Origin of the sequence: Pseudomonas sp. 31-12 (genome assembly GCF_003151075.1) — a bacterium.
In the GTDB taxonomy this organism is placed as follows: Bacteria; Pseudomonadota; Gammaproteobacteria; order Pseudomonadales; family Pseudomonadaceae; genus Aquipseudomonas.
Map to the genome: position 1 here is coordinate 3,610,019 of NZ_CP029482.1, position 19,415 is coordinate 3,629,433.

General features: G+C 60.5%; 18 protein-coding genes. 16 read left to right on the plus strand and 2 right to left on the minus strand.

Annotated features, from left to right (window positions below; translation table 11 throughout):
* Positions 1-195: 195 nt before the first annotated feature.
* The 7 genes from DJ564_RS16910 (at position 196) to DJ564_RS16940 (ending at position 7,548) form a co-directional block, all read left to right on the plus strand.
* Complete coding sequence (locus tag DJ564_RS16910; RefSeq protein ID WP_109631646.1) at positions 196-792, plus strand: paraquat-inducible protein A; 597 nt, start codon at positions 196-198, stop codon at positions 790-792.
* A complete protein-coding gene (locus tag DJ564_RS16915; protein ID WP_109631649.1) occupies positions 789-1,448 on the plus strand; it encodes a paraquat-inducible protein A in 660 nt (219 codons plus the stop codon). The genes DJ564_RS16910 and DJ564_RS16915 overlap by 4 nt, the downstream gene beginning before the upstream one ends.
* The gene (locus DJ564_RS16920; protein WP_109631651.1) at positions 1,429-3,084 is read left to right on the plus strand and encodes an intermembrane transport protein PqiB; all 1,656 of its coding nucleotides are present in this window, start codon (positions 1,429-1,431) and stop codon (positions 3,082-3,084) included. The genes DJ564_RS16915 and DJ564_RS16920 overlap by 20 nt, the downstream gene beginning before the upstream one ends.
* 16 nt (positions 3,085-3,100) lie before the next feature.
* Positions 3,101-3,661, plus strand: a complete 561-nt coding sequence (locus DJ564_RS16925; protein ID WP_109631654.1) for a membrane integrity-associated transporter subunit PqiC — start codon at positions 3,101-3,103, stop codon at positions 3,659-3,661.
* 207 nt (positions 3,662-3,868) lie between these two features.
* The gene (locus DJ564_RS16930; RefSeq protein ID WP_109631656.1) at positions 3,869-4,879 is read left to right on the plus strand and encodes an iron ABC transporter substrate-binding protein; all 1,011 of its coding nucleotides are present in this window, start codon (positions 3,869-3,871) and stop codon (positions 4,877-4,879) included.
* Between the two features lie 3 nt (positions 4,880-4,882).
* Positions 4,883-6,481 (plus strand): iron ABC transporter permease, encoded by a 1,599-nt coding sequence (locus DJ564_RS16935; RefSeq protein ID WP_109631659.1) that lies wholly within the window; start codon positions 4,883-4,885, stop codon positions 6,479-6,481.
* On the plus strand, positions 6,478-7,548 hold the full coding sequence (locus DJ564_RS16940; protein WP_109631662.1) for an ABC transporter ATP-binding protein: 1,071 nt from the start codon (positions 6,478-6,480) through the stop codon (positions 7,546-7,548). The genes DJ564_RS16935 and DJ564_RS16940 overlap by 4 nt, the downstream gene beginning before the upstream one ends.
* Before the next feature lie 3 nt (positions 7,549-7,551).
* Here DJ564_RS16940 and xerC read toward each other — a convergent pair whose 3' ends face one another.
* Entirely contained in the window at positions 7,552-8,442 is an 891-nt protein-coding gene (gene xerC, locus DJ564_RS16945; protein WP_109631665.1) for a tyrosine recombinase XerC, read from the minus strand.
* Positions 8,443-8,844: 402 nt separating this feature from the next.
* Between xerC and arnB the strand changes: the two genes are divergently transcribed.
* The 9 genes from arnB to DJ564_RS16990 all read left to right on the plus strand — a co-directional run bounded on the left by arnB (position 8,845) and on the right by DJ564_RS16990 (position 18,416).
* Positions 8,845-9,993, plus strand: a complete 1,149-nt coding sequence (arnB, locus tag DJ564_RS16950; RefSeq protein WP_109636066.1) for a UDP-4-amino-4-deoxy-L-arabinose aminotransferase — start codon at positions 8,845-8,847, stop codon at positions 9,991-9,993.
* Positions 9,990-11,009: an undecaprenyl-phosphate 4-deoxy-4-formamido-L-arabinose transferase gene (gene arnC, locus DJ564_RS16955; protein ID WP_109631668.1), complete on the plus strand. Its 1,020-nt coding sequence runs from the start codon at positions 9,990-9,992 to the stop codon at positions 11,007-11,009. Before arnB ends, arnC begins: the two co-directional genes overlap by 4 nt.
* Positions 11,006-13,012 (plus strand): bifunctional UDP-4-amino-4-deoxy-L-arabinose formyltransferase/UDP-glucuronic acid oxidase ArnA, encoded by a 2,007-nt coding sequence (gene arnA / locus DJ564_RS16960; RefSeq protein WP_109631671.1) that lies wholly within the window; start codon positions 11,006-11,008, stop codon positions 13,010-13,012. Before arnC ends, arnA begins: the two co-directional genes overlap by 4 nt.
* Positions 13,012-13,896, plus strand: coding sequence for a 4-deoxy-4-formamido-L-arabinose-phosphoundecaprenol deformylase (gene arnD, locus DJ564_RS16965; protein ID WP_109631673.1), 885 nt, complete (start codon positions 13,012-13,014; stop codon positions 13,894-13,896). Before arnA ends, arnD begins: the two co-directional genes overlap by 1 nt.
* Positions 13,893-15,542 carry a lipid IV(A) 4-amino-4-deoxy-L-arabinosyltransferase gene (gene arnT, locus DJ564_RS16970; RefSeq protein WP_109631675.1) on the plus strand — a complete coding sequence of 550 codons (1,650 nt, stop codon included), beginning with the start codon at positions 13,893-13,895 and terminating at the stop codon, positions 15,540-15,542. Before arnD ends, arnT begins: the two co-directional genes overlap by 4 nt.
* Positions 15,539-15,883, plus strand: coding sequence for a 4-amino-4-deoxy-L-arabinose-phosphoundecaprenol flippase subunit ArnE (gene arnE / locus DJ564_RS16975; protein WP_109631678.1), 345 nt, complete (start codon positions 15,539-15,541; stop codon positions 15,881-15,883). The genes arnT and arnE overlap by 4 nt, the downstream gene beginning before the upstream one ends.
* Entirely contained in the window at positions 15,880-16,281 is a 402-nt protein-coding gene (arnF, locus tag DJ564_RS16980; protein ID WP_109631681.1) for a 4-amino-4-deoxy-L-arabinose-phosphoundecaprenol flippase subunit ArnF, read from the plus strand. The genes arnE and arnF overlap by 4 nt, the downstream gene beginning before the upstream one ends.
* Entirely contained in the window at positions 16,278-17,657 is a 1,380-nt protein-coding gene (locus tag DJ564_RS16985; protein ID WP_109631683.1) for a UDP-glucose/GDP-mannose dehydrogenase family protein, read from the plus strand. The genes arnF and DJ564_RS16985 overlap by 4 nt, the downstream gene beginning before the upstream one ends.
* Positions 17,658-17,855: 198 nt before the next feature.
* On the plus strand, positions 17,856-18,416 hold the full coding sequence (locus tag DJ564_RS16990; RefSeq protein WP_109631686.1) for a GNAT family N-acetyltransferase: 561 nt from the start codon (positions 17,856-17,858) through the stop codon (positions 18,414-18,416).
* On the opposite strand, the gene DJ564_RS16995 is transcribed toward DJ564_RS16990, so the two are convergent.
* Positions 18,367-19,332, minus strand: a complete 966-nt coding sequence (locus DJ564_RS16995) for a LysR family transcriptional regulator (RefSeq protein ID WP_109631689.1) — start codon at positions 19,330-19,332, stop codon at positions 18,367-18,369. The genes DJ564_RS16990 and DJ564_RS16995 overlap by 50 nt on opposite strands.
* Positions 19,333-19,415 lie beyond the last annotated feature (83 nt).

The following is a 19,415-nucleotide window of genomic DNA, read 5'->3' on the forward strand; positions in this document are numbered from 1 at the left end:
TGCGAAGCGCTGCCAGATATTTTGACAGTTACCTGAATTTTGGGGCTGCTGCGCAACCCAACGGGGGCAAGCCCCCTCGCCACAGGTCGCCGTCTATCCCAATGAAATGTTTAGGCCTTTCGATTTGCTCAATCGCAAGGCACTTCTATATTGAGGAGGTGCTCTGACTTTCCTGCGTTCTGGCGAGTGCGGCCTATGGCTACGACTGACCAACTGATCATCTGCGAGCACTGCGACTGCGTGTATGAAAAAGTCACGCTCGCCAAACATCAAAAAACCCTGTGCACGCGCTGCGGCGGTGTGCTCCAGCGCTATAACGGCCTGACGGTGGAACAACGCCTGGCGTTGACCTGGACGGCGTTGATGCTGTGGATTTTCGCCAATTTCTACCCGGTCATGAGCATCAGCCTCAAAGGCCTGAAAAACAGCGCAACCCTCTGGGATTCGGTCTTGGCCCTGAGCCTGGGACCGATCACCTTCATCGCCATGGTGGCCGCGATCTCGATGATCATCGCGCCGATCTTCCAGCTGTTGTTGTTGATCTGGGTGCTGAGCTACGCCCTCGCCTCCCGACGCGCACCCGGCTTTAAATTCTGCATGCGCTGGCTGGAAACCCTGCGGCCCTGGAGCATGCTCGAAGTCTGCCTGCTGGGGGCGATGGTCGCGGTGATCAAACTCGCCGGGCTGCTGGATGTGCTGCCCGGCATCGGTCTGTTTGCGCTGGCCGTGCTCAGCCTGATGATGATCCGCATCGCCGGGCGCGATGTCCGTGATCTGTGGGACACCTTATGACAAGGCCTCCGGTCGCCAGCGAACTCAACCTGTGCCTCTGTCACAGCTGCGGGCTGGCTTGTGACATGACCCATGATCCCCACGAATGCGAGCGCTGCGGCGCGCCACTGCATCGGCGCAAAACCAACGCGCTGGCCCGGACCTGGGCCTACCTGTTGGCCTCGTTGGTGTTTTACATCCCGGCCAATCTGTTGCCGGTGATGAACACCAAAATGGTCGGCAACGGCGCTGACAGCACGATCATGAGTGGCGTGCTGGATTTCTGGCAGCACGGCGCCTGGGACATTGCCCTGATCATTTTTATCGCCAGCATCGCGGTGCCGGGCATCAAGTTCGGCGCCCTGATGCTGTTGCTGGTCACGGTGCAGCGCGACAGCCTGTGGGCGCGCAAGGAACGCTCGAAGCTTTACCGTTTCGTCGAGGTCATCGGTTACTGGTCCATGCTCGATGTGATCGTGGTGGCCCTGGTGGCCTCACTGGTGAAGTTCCAGGCCCTGGCCGATATCGAACCGCGCCCGGGCATTCTGTTTTTTGGTCTGGTGGTGGTGTTCACCATGCTGTCAGCGATGAGTTTTGATCCGCGCATGATCTGGGATCAGGAGCGCGATCAACCCTCACAAAACGAGGAGGACATGGATGAAGTCGCAAGCCACTGACGGGCCGCAAGCCCCTGGGCAGGCCCCCATCAAGACCCGTCGATTCAGCATTTCGATGGTCTGGATCGTGCCAATCGTTGCGGTACTGGTGGGCATTTCCCTGGTCGTCCACAGCATGATGCAGGAAGGCCCGACCATCACCGTCACCTTCAAGACCGGCAACGGCCTCACCGCCAACAAGACCGAGGTCAAATACCGCAACGTGGTGATCGGGCAGGTCTCGGACGTGGAACTGAGCGACGATCAGAAGAGTGTCAACGCCACGATCAAACTCGCCAAAACGGCGGAAAGCTTCACCCGCGAAGACTCGCAGTTCTGGGTGGTGCGCCCGCGTATCGGTGCCGGCGGCGTGTCGGGCATCGACACGTTGCTTTCCGGTGACTACATCGGCGCCGACATAGGCCAGGCCAACAACCGCTCGAAAAACTTCACGGGTCTGGAAAATCCGCCACCCATCACCTATGGCGAGCCGGGCAAACGCTTTACCTTGCACACCCAGGACCTCGGGTCGCTGGACATTGGCTCGCCGGTTTACTACCGGAAAATCCCGGTCGGCCAGGTCGTGGCCTACGCCCTGGACCCTGACGGCAAAGGCGTGAACATCGACCTGTTCATTCACTCACCGAATGACGCCTATGTCACCGAAAATACCCGGTTCTGGAACGCCAGCGGCATCGACGTCAGCGTGGGCGCCAATGGCTTCGCAGTGAAGACCGAGTCGTTGTCCTCGCTGTTGGTGGGCGGCATCGCCTTTCGCGCGCCGGAGTACAGCCCCAACGATAAACCGGCGCCGGAAGAGTATGCCTACGAACTGTTTTCCGACCAGCAAACGGCCCTCGCCCCGCCCAGTGGCAAGGGCCAATACTTGAGCCTGCGTTTCGACCAGGCCCTGCGCGGCCTCAAGATCGATGCACCGGTGGAGTTCCTCGGTGTGGAGTTCGGCAAAGTGGTGTCGATCAATCTGGATTTCGATGCGAAAAAGCGCACCTTCCCGGTCAACGTCGGCATCGTGATCTACCCGCAGCGCCTCGGTATGGCCCACACCAAAATGCTACAGGCGCTCAATCATGATCCCAATGATGAAGCTGCGGGTGTGCGGTTGATGGGCACCTTTATCGAGAACGGTCTGCGCGCCCAGGCCCGTAGCGGCAATCTGCTGACCGGCCAGCTGTACATCTCGCTGGATTTCTACCCCAAGGCCGAGAAAGTCGCGTTCGACCCGAGCGTCCGTCCGGTCAGTATTCCCACCGTCCCCGGCAGCCTCGAACAGTTGCAGGAGAAACTGGAAGGCATGGTCGACAAGATCAATCAACTGCCGATCGGGCGGATTGCCGGCAATCTGGACAGCAACCTCGTCGAACTGCGCAAAGGCCTCGCCCAGTTCAACGCCAAGACCTTGCCGGGCGTGCAAACCACCCTGGCCGATGTCAGCAAGACGCTGCAATCGGCCAGTTCGACCCTGGCCGAAGACTCACCGCAGCGGGAACAGTTGACCCAGACCCTGGACGAACTCGGACGCATGTCGCGCTCCTTGCGTGAACTCTCGGATTACCTGGGACGGCATCCGGAATCGCTGATTCGCGGCCGACCCAATAATGCCGCACCGATCGACCTACAGGCACCACCGCGCAACTGACCACAGGAGCAACACCATGGCTTTATCGCTGAAGATCACCTTGGTCACCGCGCTGTTACTGCTCACCGCTTGCCGCAGTGATCCAATCCAGTTCCACACCCTGATGCCGACCCAATTGGGCACTCAATCCAGGGCCGGTGCGGCGGAGATTCAGATTGAAGGCATCAGCGTTCCGCCTCAGGTTGATCGTCCGCAGATCGTCATCCGCCAGGGCAACAGCGGCCTGGCCATACTCGAAACCGAATGGTGGGCCGCCAGTCTGGTGGATGAATTGCGCAGCGCCATGGTCGATCAACTGCTCAACACTAACCCTCAGCGCAAACTGTCCGTGCGCCTGGATGTGCAGCGCTTCGACTCAATTCCAGGGCAATATGCATTGATCGACGTCAAATGGCGCCTGCGCAACCTCGGCGAAAGCGATGCCACGCTGCTGACCTGCCGCAGCACCTTGCAGACCCCCTCCGGCCCCAGCATCGATGAATTGGTGGTGGCGCATCAAAACAACGTCAAGCGTCTGGCCGCGGCGATCAGTCAGGCTGCCGGCGGAGCGTCGAGAGGCTGCCCATCCAGTCAATGATGACATCGTTTGATTCAGATCCATCGGGCAAGGAGCCGAGGTGCTGCTAATCTGAATGAAAATGACATGCATTAACGGTTTCTTTGACGTTATTTTCTCATTTTGCTCTCTACATTCCCTGCGACTCACACCCTGCAAACGGTTCGCATCGATTTGCCAGCGAATAGACGTGCATGACTTCCAACAAGAACAGGAGCTGCCGACAGAATGATCCCCCCTATCCCTTCCTTCCTCAAAACAGCCTTGCTGGCCACCACACTGCTCAGCGCCGGACAGGTGTTTGCAGCGGACGACGGCATCGTGGTCTACAACGCGCAACACGAAAGCCTGACCAAAGCCTGGGTCGAGGGCTTCACCAAGGAAACCGGTATCAAGGTCACCGTGCGCAATGGCGACGACACCGAGATGGGCAATCAGATCGTGCAGGAAGGCGCCGCCTCCCCGGCTGATGTGTTTCTGACTGAAAACTCCCCGGCCATGGTGCTGGTGGACAATGCGGGGCTGTTTGCACCGGTTGCGCCAACGACGCTGGAGCAAGTCGATGCGGCTTATCGTCCGGCCCACGGCAAATGGGTCGGGATCGCCGCGCGCTCCACGGTGTTTGTCTATAACCCGAGCAAACTGCCTGAAGCGGACCTGCCGAAATCGCTGATGGACCTCGCCACCCCCGCCTGGAAAGGTCGTTGGGGCGCTTCGCCGGCCGGGGCCGATTTCCAGGCCATCGTCGCTGCCGTGCTGGAACTCAAGGGCGAAGCAGCCACACTCGAATGGCTCAAAGGCATGAAAACCAACTTCACCGCCTATCGTGGCAACAGCTCGGTGCTCAAAGCGGTTAATGCCGGGCAGATCGACAGCGGCGTTATCTATCACTATTACAGCTTCGGCGACCAGGCCAAGACCGGCGAGAACAGCAAGAACACCGCCCTGCACTACTTCAAGCACAAGGATCCCGGCGCGTTTGTCAGCATTTCCGGTGGCGGCGTTCTGGCATCCAGCAAACACAAGGAACAGGCCCAGGCATTGCTGAAATGGATCACCGGCAAGGACGGCCAGGAGATTCTCAAGACCGGCAAATCGTTTGAATATGCCGTGGGCAAAAACGCCGAATCCAATCCGAAACTGGTGCCTTTGCAGCAGCTCGACGCCCCTGCGGTCGATGCCTCAAAACTCGACAGCAAAAAAGCCGTGGAGCTGATGACTCAGGCGGGACTGCTTTAAGTGATGCCTGAAACCCTGCCAACGGGTATCCCCACGGCGATACCCGACAACCTGCGACGCCGCGCCCGCGGCATCTTCGCCGGTCGCGGGGGCGCGTGGGTGGTCGGTTTGTCGGTGCTGGTGTCGCTGCTGGCATTGATGCCGATTGCCTTCGTCATCGGCGTGTCGATACAAACCGGTTGGGCGACGCTGGTGCCGCTGGTATTCCGGCCACGTGTCGGCGAATTGCTGGTCAACACCGTGTTGCTGGTGGTGATCACCATTCCCCTGTGCGTGGTGCTTGGCCTGGCCCTGGCCTGGCTGACCGAACGCACCAACCTGCCGGGACGACGGGGCTGGTCGTTGTTGGCCACCGCGCCGCTGGCTGTGCCGGCGTTCGTTCACAGTTATGCGTGGGTCAGCCTGGTTCCACCGATCCATGGCCTGTTTGCCGGGGTGCTGGTCTCGGTGATCGCCTACTTCCCGTTCCTGTACCTGCCGATCGCGGCGACCCTGCGCCGGCTCGACCCGGCGATCGAAGACGTCGCCGAATCCCTTGGGCTCAAACCCTGGGCAATCTTCTGGCGAGTGGTGATACCGCAACTGCGCCTGGCCATCTGCGGCGGCGCCTTGCTGGTGGGTCTGCACCTGCTGGCCGAATATGGCTTGTACGCAATGATCCGCTTCGACACCTTCACCACGGCGATCTTCGATCAGTTCAAATCCACCTTCAACGGCCCCGCCGCGCACATGCTGGCCAGCGTGCTCGCCCTGTGTTGCCTGCTGATGCTGACCGTCGAATCCGCCGCTCGCGGCACAGCGCGTTACGCCCGGGTCGGTTCCGGCAGCGCTCGTGAACAGCGGGTTGTGCGTCTGGGCGCGCAAGCCACCGTGTTCGGATTGATCCTGCAAATCACCACCTGCGCGCTGGCACTCGGTGTGCCGCTGATCACCCTTGGCAAATGGCTGATCGCCGGCGGCACGCAAGTCTGGGACCTGGCCGAACTGATGCCCGCGCTGGAACAAACCCTGCTGCTGGGGATTTGCGGCGCAATCCTCACCACGGGCGCCGCCATTCCGATTGCCTGGCTGTCGATCCGCTCACCGGGGCGGCTACAACGATGGCTGGAAGGCTGCAACTACATCACCAGTTCGTTGCCCGGGATCGTCGTGGCCCTGGCCCTGGTCACCATCACGATTCATTTCGCCCGGCCTATTTACCAGACCACGGTCATGGTGTTGCTGGCGTATCTGCTGATGTTTTTGCCCCGCGCCCTGGTAAGTTTGCGTGCAGGCATTGCGCAGGCGCCGATAGAACTGGAATACATGGCGCGCAGCCTCGGCCGTTCGCCTGCGCGGGCCTTGTGGCTGATCACCCTGCGCCTGGCCGCGCCGGGGGCTGCCGCGGGTGCTGCGCTGGTGTTTCTGGCGATCACCAATGAGCTGACCGCCACTCTGTTGCTCGCCCCCAACGGCACGCGCACCCTGGCCACCGGTTTCTGGGCACTGACCAGCGAAATCGACTACGCCGCCGCGGCGCCCTATGCCCTGCTGATGATTGTGCTGTCGCTTCCGTTGACCGGACTTCTTTATCACCAATCCAAACGAACGGCTGGCCGATGAACGCTCTGGAACTCCACTCGATCTGCAAATGTTACGGTTCTCAGCGAGCGCTGGAGAACGTCAGCCTGTCGGTGCCCAAAGGTAGCCGAACAGTCATTGTCGGCCCCTCAGGTTCCGGCAAAACCACGTTGTTGCGGATGATCGCCGGCTTCGAATTTCCGGACACGGGCAGTATTTCGCTGGATGGCCAGACACTCGTCGACGACACCCATGAAGTCCCGGCCCACCAGCGCCTGATTGGCTATGTTCCCCAGGACGGCGCCCTGTTCCCGCACATGACCGTGGCCGCCAATATCGGTTTCGGGTTGGCGACCAAGGGTGACGCCAAACACCAGCGAGTCGCCGAGCTCATGGACAGCGTGGCTCTCGATTCGAGCATGGGCAAACGTTGGCCCCATGAGCTTTCCGGCGGCCAGCAACAGCGTGTGGCACTGGCGCGGGCCCTGGCGCAGCAGCCGCGCTTGATGTTGCTGGATGAGCCGTTTTCGGCACTCGATACCGGCCTTCGCGGCGCCATGCGCAAAATGGTCGCACGGTTGCTGAGCGACGCCGGCGTCACCACCATTCTGGTGACCCATGACCAGAGCGAAGCGTTGTCGTTCGCCGATCAACTGGCGGTGATGCGCGACGGTCGGCTGGTGCAGTCGGGCCATCCGCTGGACCTTTACCGCTATCCGGACGATGAACAAACCGCGTTGTTTCTCGGCGACGCCGTGGTCATGCCCGCCCGGATCGAGGCCGGCTGGGCCCATTGCGATCTGGGCCGAATTCCGGTCAACAACCACCGCAACAACAAATCGGCGCAGATCATGCTGCGCCCCGAGCAGCTGCAATTGGTCAGCATCCAGCCCAGCCCGACCGAAGTCGCCGGGTGCCGCGCCGTGGTGACCGAGCGGGATTTCAGCGGCAACACCTGCACCCTGACCGTGGAGTTGCAGCCTACCGTTGCCGGCGACCCGCACGGTCGATCATTGATGGTGCGCGGTTCCGGCATGTACGCGCCACCCGCTGGCAGTGCGGTTCACGTCTCGACCATCGGCCATGCCCATGTGCTGAGCGAACCGTGAACATCAGAGATCGAAGCGATCCACCGCACGCCGCCGCTCGTTGTCGTCGCGCACGTCGTAGTTGGCCGTTGTCTGGATGTTGCTGTGATGAGCGAGTTTCTGCGCGATCGACAGGTCGTGTTCTTCGATCACCCGGGTAATGAACGAACGCCGAAAATCGTGGGGCATGATTTTCACCCCGACCTGCGCGCCGCGCTGACGGGCGATGTAATAGATCGCGTGCTTGGTGATGCGCTCGCGGGTGATGTGGCTGCCACGACGGATGCGGTTGAACAGAAACGGGTCGTCCACCTCGCCTTCCTTGAGGTGCGAACGGCGCAGTTCCAGCCAGGCCTGTAGTTTTTCAAAAGCCCAGGCCGGGGCGTATTTGATCAACTGTTTGTTGCCCTTGGCGGTGACCTGCAAGCTGCGCTCGCTGAAATCCACCTGTGACAGGTCCAGGTTCACCGACTCGGATTTACGCATCCCCGAGCCATACAAAATCCCGATGATCGCTGCGTCTCTCAACCCTTGAGGACGCGGGTCAGCGGCACACACCGCCATCATTTCCTGAATCAGCGAGCGCCGCAGGTTGCGGCCCTGGGACAACCGAGTGCCGGCAATCCCCTTTACCGTACGCATTTTCAGCAGGTGTTCCTGGCTGATCAGGCTCATGCGCCACGCTTCGTTCATCACCCCGCGCACCGCGTTGACGTACAGCGAAGAGGTGTTCGGCGCGTACCCGTCTTCGCGCAACGCCGCGACCAGCGCAATCACGTTGTCGGGCTGGAGTTGATGCCAGGGAATGTCCTCGACGTTCATGTCTTCGAACCCCAGACGGTCGGCCGCATCCTGCAAAACGTAACGCATGGTCAGCTGACTGGAGGGCGCCAGTCGGGCCAGGTAGACGGTCATTGGGTTGGTCTTTGAAGCAATAGGATCAGTATTAGCTAAGTCAATCAAACGAAACGGCCTTGAGTGGAAACAATTCAGTAAAGACAACTAAGGATTGAAACATTGTTCATATAAAGGGGGACACTTCTGTAGGACCATTCTTCTAAAAATCGCGATAAACGGCAGAAGCCTGAACAGCGGCTGTATGACTTTCAGATAAACGATTCGAAGACCGTTTTTTCATGTTCCTTTTACAAAATCGGGCATAACCTTCAATCAACCCGACGAACCCTTGTGGGGCGTCACGCTGCCGGTCGCGGTCCGGAAAGTCAATTGATGGCTTCCTGCTCCGTCAGCCAAACCCTTGAAAACACGCATCTTTCGGCGATTTCGCTGAAGGGCGTCGTTCGCCCGGAGATTCTTATGAATGAGGCGTTTCTGCCCTTCTCCCGCCCCACTATCGGCGAAGAAGAAATCGCTGCTGTAGAGCAAGTACTGCGTTCCGGCTGGATCACTACCGGGCCGAAAACCCAGCAACTGGAAGAGCAATTCGCCCACTATGTCGGCTGCCGTCATGCCGTTGCACTTTCTTCGGCTACAGGCGGCATGCACATCGCATTATTAGCCTTGGGCATCGGTGCGGGCGACGAAGTCATTACGCCGTCCCAGACATGGGTGTCTACCGCCAACATGATTTGCCTGCTGGGTGCCAAACCGGTGTTCGTCGACGTTGACCGCGACACGCTGATGAGCGACCTGGCCAGCATCGAAGCAGCCATAACACCGCGCACCCGGGCCATCATTCCGGTGCATTACGCCGGTGCCGCCTTCGACCTCGATCCGCTTTACGCCTTGGCCGACAGACACGGCATCCCCGTCATCGAGGACGCCGCCCATGCGGCAGGCACCTTCTATAAAGGTCGGCATGTCGGCGCGCAAGGCACGGCGATCTTTTCGTTCCACGCGATCAAGAACATGACCTGCGCCGAGGGCGCGATGTTCGTCAGCGACGATACCGCGCTAGCCAACCGGGTACGCATGCTCAAGTTTCATGGTCTGGGTGTGGATGCCTACGACCGGCTGACCCATGGCCGTAGACCTCAGGCACAGGTGATGGAACCGGGTTTCAAATACAACCTGGCCGACATCAATGCCGCCATTGCCCTGGTGCAGCTGGAACGTCTGGACGCGATCAACGCCAAGCGCACCGAGCTGGCGCGTGCCTACCTGCAACGCCTCGAAGGTTCACCGGTGCAACCGCTGGCCATTCCGACGTACCCGCAGCGGCACGCCTGGCACCTGTTCATCCTGCGCATCGATGCCGAGCGCTGCGGACTGGATCGCGATGCCTTCATGAAGTCCTTGCAGGAACAGAACATCGGCACCGGCATTCATTTCATCGCTACGCATCTGCACACCTGGTACCGCCAGCGTTTTCCTGACATTTACCTGCCCAACACTGAATGGAACTCGGCGCGCCTGTGCTCGATCCCGTTGTTCCCCGACATGACCACCGATGACGTCAATCGAGTCGTCGATGCCATTGAACACACCCTGGACGCCAGCCTGTGAAACCCTATCCGATCCGTTGCGTGTCGATCGTCATCCCGGTCTACAACGAACAAGACAGCCTGCCCGAATTACTGCGGCGCACCGAAGCGGCGTGCCAGCAGCTGCACCATGACTATGAAATCGTGCTGGTCGATGACGGCAGCCGCGACAACTCCGCGCAAATCCTCGAGGACGCAGCCAATCGCGAGTGCAGCCCGGTGGTGGCGGTCATTCTCAACCGCAATTACGGCCAGCACGCGGCAATCATGGCCGGGTTCGAGCAGTGCAAAGGCGATGTGGTAATCACCCTCGACGCCGACCTGCAAAACCCGCCGGAAGAAATCCCTCGCCTGGTGGCGCAGGCAGAGCTGGGCTATGACGTGGTCGCCACGGTGCGTAGCAACCGCCAGGATTCGGCGCTGCGCCGTTGGCCTTCAAAACTGATCAACCTCGCCGTGCAACGCTCCACCGGCGTCGCCATGAGTGATTACGGCTGCATGCTCCGCGCCTACCGCCGCAGCATCGTCGACGCGATGCTCGCCTGCCGCGAACGCAGCACCTTCATCCCGATCCTGGCCAACAGTTTCGCCCGGCACACCACGGAAATCCTGGTGATGCACGCCGAGCGCGAACACGGCGAATCCAAGTACAGCCCCATGCGCCTGGTCAACCTGATGTTCGACTTGATCACCTGCATGACCACCACACCGCTGCGCCTGCTGAGCATCGTCGGTTTCGCCATGGCCGGATTGGGCGTGGCGTTCGCCACCGCGCTGATCATCCTGCGCCTGGTGTTCGGCGCCGAATGGGCCGGCGACGGCGCCTTCGTGTTGTTCGCCGTGCTGTTCGTGTTCACCGGCGGGCAATTCATCGGCATGGGCCTGTTGGGCGAATACCTGGGCCGCATGTACAGCGACGTCCGCGCCCGCCCCCGGTTTTTCGTCGAGAAGGTCCTGCGTAGCCAACCCGCCCCCCCGGCGCCGGTTCTCACCTTTGACGGCCTCACTTCCACTTCTTCCGATCAGGTTCTCTCATGAGCGCAAAAGCTGTTGTCTTCGCCTATCACGATATCGGCTGTGCCGGCATCGAAACCCTGCTCGACTCGGGCTTCGACATCGCTGCGGTGTTTACCCACGCCGATGATCCGAAGGAAAACGCCTTTTACGCCTCCGTTGCGCAGTTGTGCGCGCGCAAGGGCATCCCGATTCACGCCCCGGAAGATGCCAATCACCCGCTGTGGATCGAGCGCATCAGCCAGCTCAATCCCGACTACCTGTTCTCGTTCTACTACCGCCACCTGCTGAGCGAACCGCTGTTGGCCACGGCCCGCCAAGGCGCATTCAACCTGCACGGCTCGTTGCTGCCCCGCTACCGCGGTCGCGCGCCGGCCAATTGGGTGCTGGTCAACGGTGAAACCGAAACCGGCGTGACCCTGCACCGCATGGTTCAGCGTGCCGACGCCGGCGCGATCATCGCTCAGCAACGGTTGGCCATCGAGCGCAGCGACACGGCGCTGAGCCTGCACGGTAAATTGCGCGTGGCCGCCATCGACCTGCTGCGCGATGCCTTGCCGGCGTTGCTCGCGGGTCAAATCAGCGAAACCGCGCAGGACGAATCCCAAGCCACGGTGTTCGGTCGTCGCACCGCGGCCGATGGCAAACTGGTCTGGCAAAAACCGGCCGAAGAACTGTTCAACCTCGTTCGCGCCGTCACCCAGCCTTACCCGGGCGCATTTTGCGCCGTGGGTGAGCACAAGCTGATTGTCTGGAGCGCAGAAGTCGCCAAGGGCAATGAAGGCCTGGCGCCGGGGCGGGTTATCAGCGTCAATCCGTTGCGCATTGCCTGTGGCGAAGACTCTTTGGTGATCAGCGCCGGCCAGCGCAACGACAACGGCTTTTACCTGAGCGGGCCGCAACTGGCCAACGAACTGGGGCTGGTCGAGGGTTCGGTGTTGCGTGGTGCCGAGTCTGGCCGCGCGCCGCGTCGCACTCGGGTGCTGATCCTTGGCGTCAACGGGTTCATCGGCAATCACTTGTCCGAGCGTCTGCTGCGTGACGACAAATACGAGGTGTACGGCCTCGACATCGGTTCCGATGCCATCGACCGCTTGCGCAGCCATCCGCGTTTTCACTTCGTCGAAGGCGATATCAGCATTCATTCCGAGTGGATCGAATACCACATCAAAAAGTGTGACGTGATCCTGCCGCTGGTGGCGATTGCCACGCCGATCGAATACACCCGCAACCCGCTGCGGGTGTTCGAACTGGACTTCGAGGAAAACCTGAAACTGGTGCGCTACTGCGTCAAATACAACAAGCGCGTGATTTTCCCTTCCACCTCCGAAGTCTATGGCATGTGCCAGGACCAGAACTTCGACGAAGACAGCTCCAACCTCGTCGTCGGCCCGATCAACAAGCAGCGCTGGATCTATTCGATCTCCAAGCAATTGCTCGACCGGGTGATCTGGGCCTACGGCCAGAAAGGCCTCAACTTCACGCTGTTCCGGCCTTTCAACTGGATGGGCCCGCGTCTTGACCGTCTGGATTCGGCGCGGATCGGCAGCTCCCGGGCCATCACTCAATTGATCCTCAACCTGGTGGAAGGTACGCCGATTCGCCTGTTCGACGGTGGCGAGCAGAAACGCTGCTTTACTGACATCGCCGACGGCGTCGAAGCGCTGGCCCGGATCATCGACAACGAAAACGATGCCTGCAATGGTCAGATCATCAACATCGGCAACCCCGACAACGAGGCCAGCATCCGCCAGTTGGGCGAAGAGCTGTTGCGTCAGTTCGAAGCGCACCCGTTGCGTGGCAACTTCCCGCCGTTCGCCGGTTTCCGCGACGTGGAAAGCAAGGCTTTCTACGGCACCGGCTATCAGGACGTGTCCCATCGCAAACCGAGCATCGTCAACGCCAAGCGCCTGCTGGACTGGACGCCAACGGTGGAGATGAGCGAGACCATCGGCAACACGCTGGATTTCTTCTTGCGCGAGGCCATGTTCGAGCAAGCGGAGCGCTCTTCAAAAGAGGCATGCTGATGCAGGCAGGCCTTCGAATCGATGTCGACACTTACCGAGGCACCCGCGAGGGCGTGCCGCGGCTGCTGGACATCCTCGATGAAGCGCAGGTCAAGGCGACGTTTTTCTTCAGCGTCGGGCCGGACAACATGGGGCGCCATCTGTGGCGCCTGATCCGCCCGCAATTCCTCTGGAAAATGCTCCGGTCCAACGCCGCCAGCCTGTATGGCTGGGACATCCTGCTGGCCGGCACCGCCTGGCCAGGCAAACCGATCGGCCGCGACCTCGGGCACCTGATGCGTCAGGCCCGGGATGCCGGCCATGAAGTCGGCCTGCACGCCTGGGATCACCATGGCTGGCAAGCCAATGCCGGGCGCTGGAGCGACGCGCAATTGATCGAACAGATCCGCCAGGGCGTGGACAGCCTCAGCGATATCCTCGGGCAAAAAATCGAGTGCTCGGCGTCTGCCGGCTGGCGCGCGGACGAGCGTGTGATCGAAGCCAAGCAAGCCTTCGGTTTTCGCTACAACAGCGATTGTCGTGGCCAATGCCTGTTCCGGCCGACGCTGGCTGGGGGTGGATTGGGAACGCCGCAGATTCCGGTGGACCTGCCGACCTTCGATGAAGTGGTGGGCCCGACCGTCGCAGCCAAGGACTTCAACAGTTTCACTCTCGATCGATTCACCCCCGAAAAACTCAACGTCTATACGGTTCATGCCGAAGTAGAAGGGATTCTGATGGCCAACGATTTCCGCCGACTGCTGGCCGATGCGCGCCTGCGTGGCATCGGCTTCAAACCTTTGGGCGATTTGCTGCCCGAAGCCCTCGACACCTTGCCAACAGGCCGTGTCGTGCGCGGCACGCTCGAAGGCCGGGAAGGCTGGCTGGGAGTGCAAGGCGTATGAGTCAACGCTGGGCACTGCCGCTGCTGCTGGGGATTTTTCTGTTGGCGTATCTGCTGCCATTGAGCAGCCATGGCTTGTGGATCCCCGACGAAACCCGCTACGCGCAAATCAGCCAGGGCATGCTCCTGAGCGGCGACTGGGTGTCGTCGCATTTCATGAACGTGCGTTATTTCGAAAAACCGGCAGCCGGTTACTGGATGATCGCCGCCAGTCAGGCGCTATTTGGTCAGAACCTGTTTGGGGTGCGCTTTGCCTCGGCCCTAAGCACTGGCCTTAGCGTGATGCTGTGTTTCCTGATCGCCAGCCGACTGTGGAACGAACCGCGCAAGAGCTTTGCCTGCGCGCTGCTGTACATGAGTTTCACCGTCATTGCTGGTGCTGCGGGCTACGCCAACCTCGATCCGCAATTCACTTTTTGGGTCAATCTGAGCCTGGTCGCTTTGTGGTTTGCGCTGGACAGTGTCCGCCGTGGCCCGCGCCTGATCGGCTGGGCGGTGCTGGGACTGGCGTGCGGCATGGGTTTCCTGACCAAGGGTTTCCTGGCCTGGTTGCTGCCGGTGCTGATCGCCCTGCCCTTCATGATTTGGCAAAAACGCTGGCGTGAGCTGCTGGTCTACGGTTCGCTGGCGGTTGTCGTGGCTATCGCGGTGAGTCTGCCGTGGGCGCTGGCGGTTCACGCCCGGGAGCCCGATTACTGGCGGTTCTTCTTCTGGCACGAACACATCCGTCGCTTCGCTGGCGACGATGCCCAGCATGATGCGCCGTGGTGGTTTTATCTGCCGTTGCTGGTCGCCTTCAGTTTGCCGTGGGTGGGTTTATTGCCTCCCGCTTTGAAGCAGGCATGGCACACGCGCGCGCAGGCCCCCATCGGGTTCCTGTTGTTGTGGTTGCTGATGCCGCTGCTGTTTTTCAGCCTCAGCAACGGCAAGTTGCCGAGTTACATCCTGCCGTGCCTGCTGCCACTGGCGTTGTTGCTGGGCCACACGCTCGCCGACCGCTTGAAGCTGGAACAGGGCCGGGCCCTTGGGATCAACGGCTTGCTGAACCTGCTGTTGGGCCTGACCACCCTGTTCATCCTGATCTATCTGCAACTGCAAAAGCCGATTTACGACCATGAACTGCACAACCTCGTGCTGGTGTTCATCGGCCTGATCGGCTGGATCATGGCCAACCTGCTGCAAGCCTTCAGACCCCTGCAATGTTGGGCGGCGCCGGCGTTCGGCAGCCTGCTGCTGATCGGGCTGCTGCCCGCCGGGCTGCCCGATACGGTAGTGGCCAACAAGATGCCCGACCAATTCATCCGCGAACATGCCCGGGAACTCGGGCAGACCGACCGCCTGCTGAGCAACGATCTCGGCGCTGCGGCCGCCCTGGCCTGGCGCCTGAAACGCCCGGACGTGGCGTTGTACAACACGATAGGCGAACTGAAATATGGCCTTGCTTATCCTGACTCGGTGCAGCAGCGCGTCGATCCCGATCAGGTTCAGCAATGGATGCGCAACGCCCGGCAGAGCGGCTCGGTCGGCGTGGTGATGCGGGTCAAGGGTGAGGACGAGCTGCAAGAAATCGAACGCCTGCCCAAGGATGGCAAACGCTATGAACAAGGCAATCTGGTGATTCTGATCTTTCCTCAGGGTGCGTCATGAGCCTGCTCCTGTTGTTGGCCGCGTGCCTGCTGACCTGCCTGGGCCAGATCGCCCAGAAGTTCGCCGTCGAGAGCTGGCGCGCGAAGCCGTCGGCCTGGGGCGAGAAACTGCGTTCGCCGTGGTTGTGGCTGGCACTCGCAGCGCTGGGTGCAGGCTTGCTGGTCTGGCTGCTGGTGTTGCAGCGCCTTGAAGTCGGCATTGCTTATCCGATGCTGAGCCTGAATTTCGTACTGATCACCCTGATCGCCCGCTTTGTCTTTCACGAGCCCATCGACCCCCAGCACTGGCTAGGCGTGGTGCTGGTGATTGGCGGCGTGATGCTGCTGGGGCAACACGCATGAGCCTGCGTCGCGGAATCACCTTCGCCATGGGCAGCGTACTGCTCGGCAGCGCGGCGCAGTTGGGCATGCGCTGGAGCATGACGCGCCTGCCATCGCCAGAACATTTACTGACTTCCAGCATCGATCCGACGGCAGTCGCCGTGGTGCTGGGCGCGATCCTGGCCTACGCCCTTTCAATGCTCTGCTGGCTGGCCGCCCTGCGCGATGTGCCGCTGGGCCGGGCCTATTCGCTGCTGAGCATCAGCTACGCGCTGGTGTATCTGCTGGCGGCCAGCCTGCCGCTGTTCAACGAAACGTTCAGCCTTTCAAAAAGCCTCGGGGTGGCCCTGGTCATGCTCGGGGTCATCACCATCAACACCCGTCCAGCTCGCGCGCCCGAACTCAGGAGTGGCTCATGAAAATCAGTGTATTTGGTAGCGGTTACGTTGGCCTGGTGCAAGCCGCCGTCCTGGCGGAAGTCGGCCACGACGTGGTCTGCATGGACATTGACGAGAAGAAAGTCGAGTTGCTGCAACAAGGCCACGTGAGCATCTTCGAACCGGGTCTGGCCAGTCTGGTGCGTGAAAGCCTGGAAGCCAGGCGGCTGCAGTTCACCACCGACGAAAAACTCGCAGTGCAGCATGGTCAGGTGTTGTTTATCGCCGTCGGTACGCCGTCCCGGGACGATGGCTCGGCGGACCTGCGTTACGTGTTGTCAGTGGGTGAAGCGGTAGCGCGGCACCGTGAGCAGCCGGTGATTCTGGTGGAGAAATCCACGGTGCCGGTAGGCACGGGCGACACCTTGCGCGCGCATATCGACAAGTGCCTGATCAAGGTCGGCCGCTTGCTGCAGTTCGATATCGTCTCCAACCCCGAGTTTCTGAAGGAAGGCTCGGCCGTGGCGGACTGCCGGCGCCCGGACCGGATCGTCATTGGCTGCGAAAGTGATGAGGTGCGCGACGTGATGCGTGACCTCTACGCGCCGTTCAACCGCAACCACGACCGCATCATGTTCATGGACCTGCGCAGCGCCGAGCTGACCAAGTACGCGGCCAACTGCATGCTGGCGACCAAGATCAGCTTCATCAACCAGATCGCCGAACTGGCCGAACACTTGGGTGCAGACATCGAATCGGTGCGCCTGGGTATCGGCGCCGACTCGCGCATCGGCTACCACTTCATCTACCCCGGCTGCGGTTATGGCGGCTCGTGTTTCCCCAAGGACATGCGCGCATTGATCCACAGCGCCGAAGAGGCGCACTGCTCCAGCGATCTGCTGCAAGCGGTGGAAGCGATCAACCAGCGGCAGAAGCACAAGCTGTTCGAGCGCATCAATGCGTTCTACCAGGGCGACTTGCGCGGCAAGACGTTCGCAGTTTGGGGGCTGGCCTTCAAACCCAACACCGACGACATGCGCGATGCGCCGAGCCGGGTGCTGCTGGAATCGCTGTGGGCCGCCGGCGCCAGCGTGCGGGCGTTCGACCCGGAAGCCATGCAGGAAACCCAGCATCTGTATCCCGACGAGTCGAAGCTGATGCTGATGGGCACGCCGGAATCGGTATTGGCCGGTGCCGACGCGTTGATCATTTGCACCGAATGGCAGCAGTTCAAGGCGCCGGATTTCAACCTGATCCAGCAGCGCTTGAACGCGCCGGTGATCTTTGACGGACGCAATCTGTACGACGCTGAACGCCTGGCGCGCAATGGTTTTCTGTACTTCCCGATGGGGCGTGGGGAATCGCGCAAGTTGCCGATTCCGCATCAGCAATGGCCGGCGGCGCAGGTCGTCGCTTGATTGCGTTGCCACAACCCCTGCAGCTGTTGTGGCGAGGGGGCTTGCCCCCGTTCGGCTGCGAAGCAGTCGTGAAACCTGCAAATGCGGTGTGACTGACGGAATGCTGGGGGCCGCTTCGCAGCCCAACGGGGGCAAGCCCTCTCGCCACAGGAGCGCCCGAACCACAAAGCAGGCTAGTCAGCTGCTACAGTGGCGCGCATGAATTTTATTGTCCGTCGTGCCCAACTTTCCGACACCGCCGCCCTCCCTGCCATCGAGCGTTCGGCGGCTGAACTGTTTCGCTGTGACCCTTCACTGGCCTGGCTCGCCGATGCTCAGGTGCCCGATGCTGAACACCATCAACGGGCAATAGAGACGGATGACGTCTGGGTGGCACAATCGGTCGATGGCGTACTTATGGGATTCGTCAGTGCGGTTGAAATCGACAACGAATTGCATATTCAGGAACTGTCCGTCAGCCAATACTTTCAAGGGCGAGGCGCTGGACGAAAGTTGCTGTTAGCGGCCATTGAATATGGCCGGAATCGAGAACTCGATGGTCTGACCCTGACCACGTTTCGCGATGTGCCTTGGAATGAGCCGTTTTATCAGCGCATGGGCTTTGAAACATTGAGCCCGGCACAACTGAGCCCACGTTTAACAGCAGTATTGAACAACGAAGTGGCCCACGGTTTACCCGGCGAACGCCGTTGTGCGATGCATTTGAACCTTAGACCGGCGCCTTCAGATCCACACCCAACGCCCGCGCAAACGCCTTGACCAGCGGACTGCGCACGGTGTTGTGCCGCAGGATCAGATTGAACGGCGTGACGATGCTGATCAGGTCCGGGCGCACCGCGCGAAATTGCCCCTGAGCCACCATCGATGCGGCGTAATGCTGCGGCAGAAAGCCCAGGAAGCGCCCGGTCTTGATCAACAATGCCACGGCTTCCACCTGGGTCGCCGACGCGGAAAAACTGTCGTAGTGGGCAAAATTCAGTTTGTCGCGATGAATCGCGTAGCGGTGGTTGATGAACTCGTAATCCTTGAGCATATGGCTGCCGATTTCGGCATCCGGCACCGAGAACAAGGGATGGCCGACCGCGCAGTAAACCTCCGAGCGTTCTTCATAGAGCGCGTAGTAATCAAACTCTTCACGCTTCTGATAAACCGGGACGATTCCCGCCACTAACCGCCCCTCGACCACGCCTCTTTCAACTTCATCCAGTTGCGACGCCTGAAGTTGAAACCTTACTTTAGGCGACTCTTCATTCATCCTTCTAAGTGCAGTAACTAACGGCGAATGAGCATCAGAGATTGTATTGTCAATAACCCCCACACCCAGATCACCGACAAGTTCATTCTGCGCTGAACTAAGCCGATCACGAAAGTTGTCGACCGAGGCAAACAAGTCGATGGACGCCTGATACACCAGGCTGCCTTCTTCGGTCAGGTGAAAACCTTCCCGGCCTCGGGTGCACAGGCGCATGCCGATGCGGATTTCAAGGTCGGAGATCTGTTTGCTGATGGCCGCCAGCCCCACATTCAGCTCGTTCTGGGCCGCACTGAAACCGCCGGCCTCGACCACGGCCTTGAACACTTTGAGCAGTTTGAAATCCAGCCCACTGAGGGTCAGCGGCGCGCGATGCGACGTTTTCAGCGGCGGGTTTCCGGAATTGGAAAGTGGGGTTTCCATAATGCTTATTTACCTCTGGCGCCCTATTCAACACTCTGTGTCCAACAACAAAAACAGTGCTGGTAAATAATAATGACCACAGA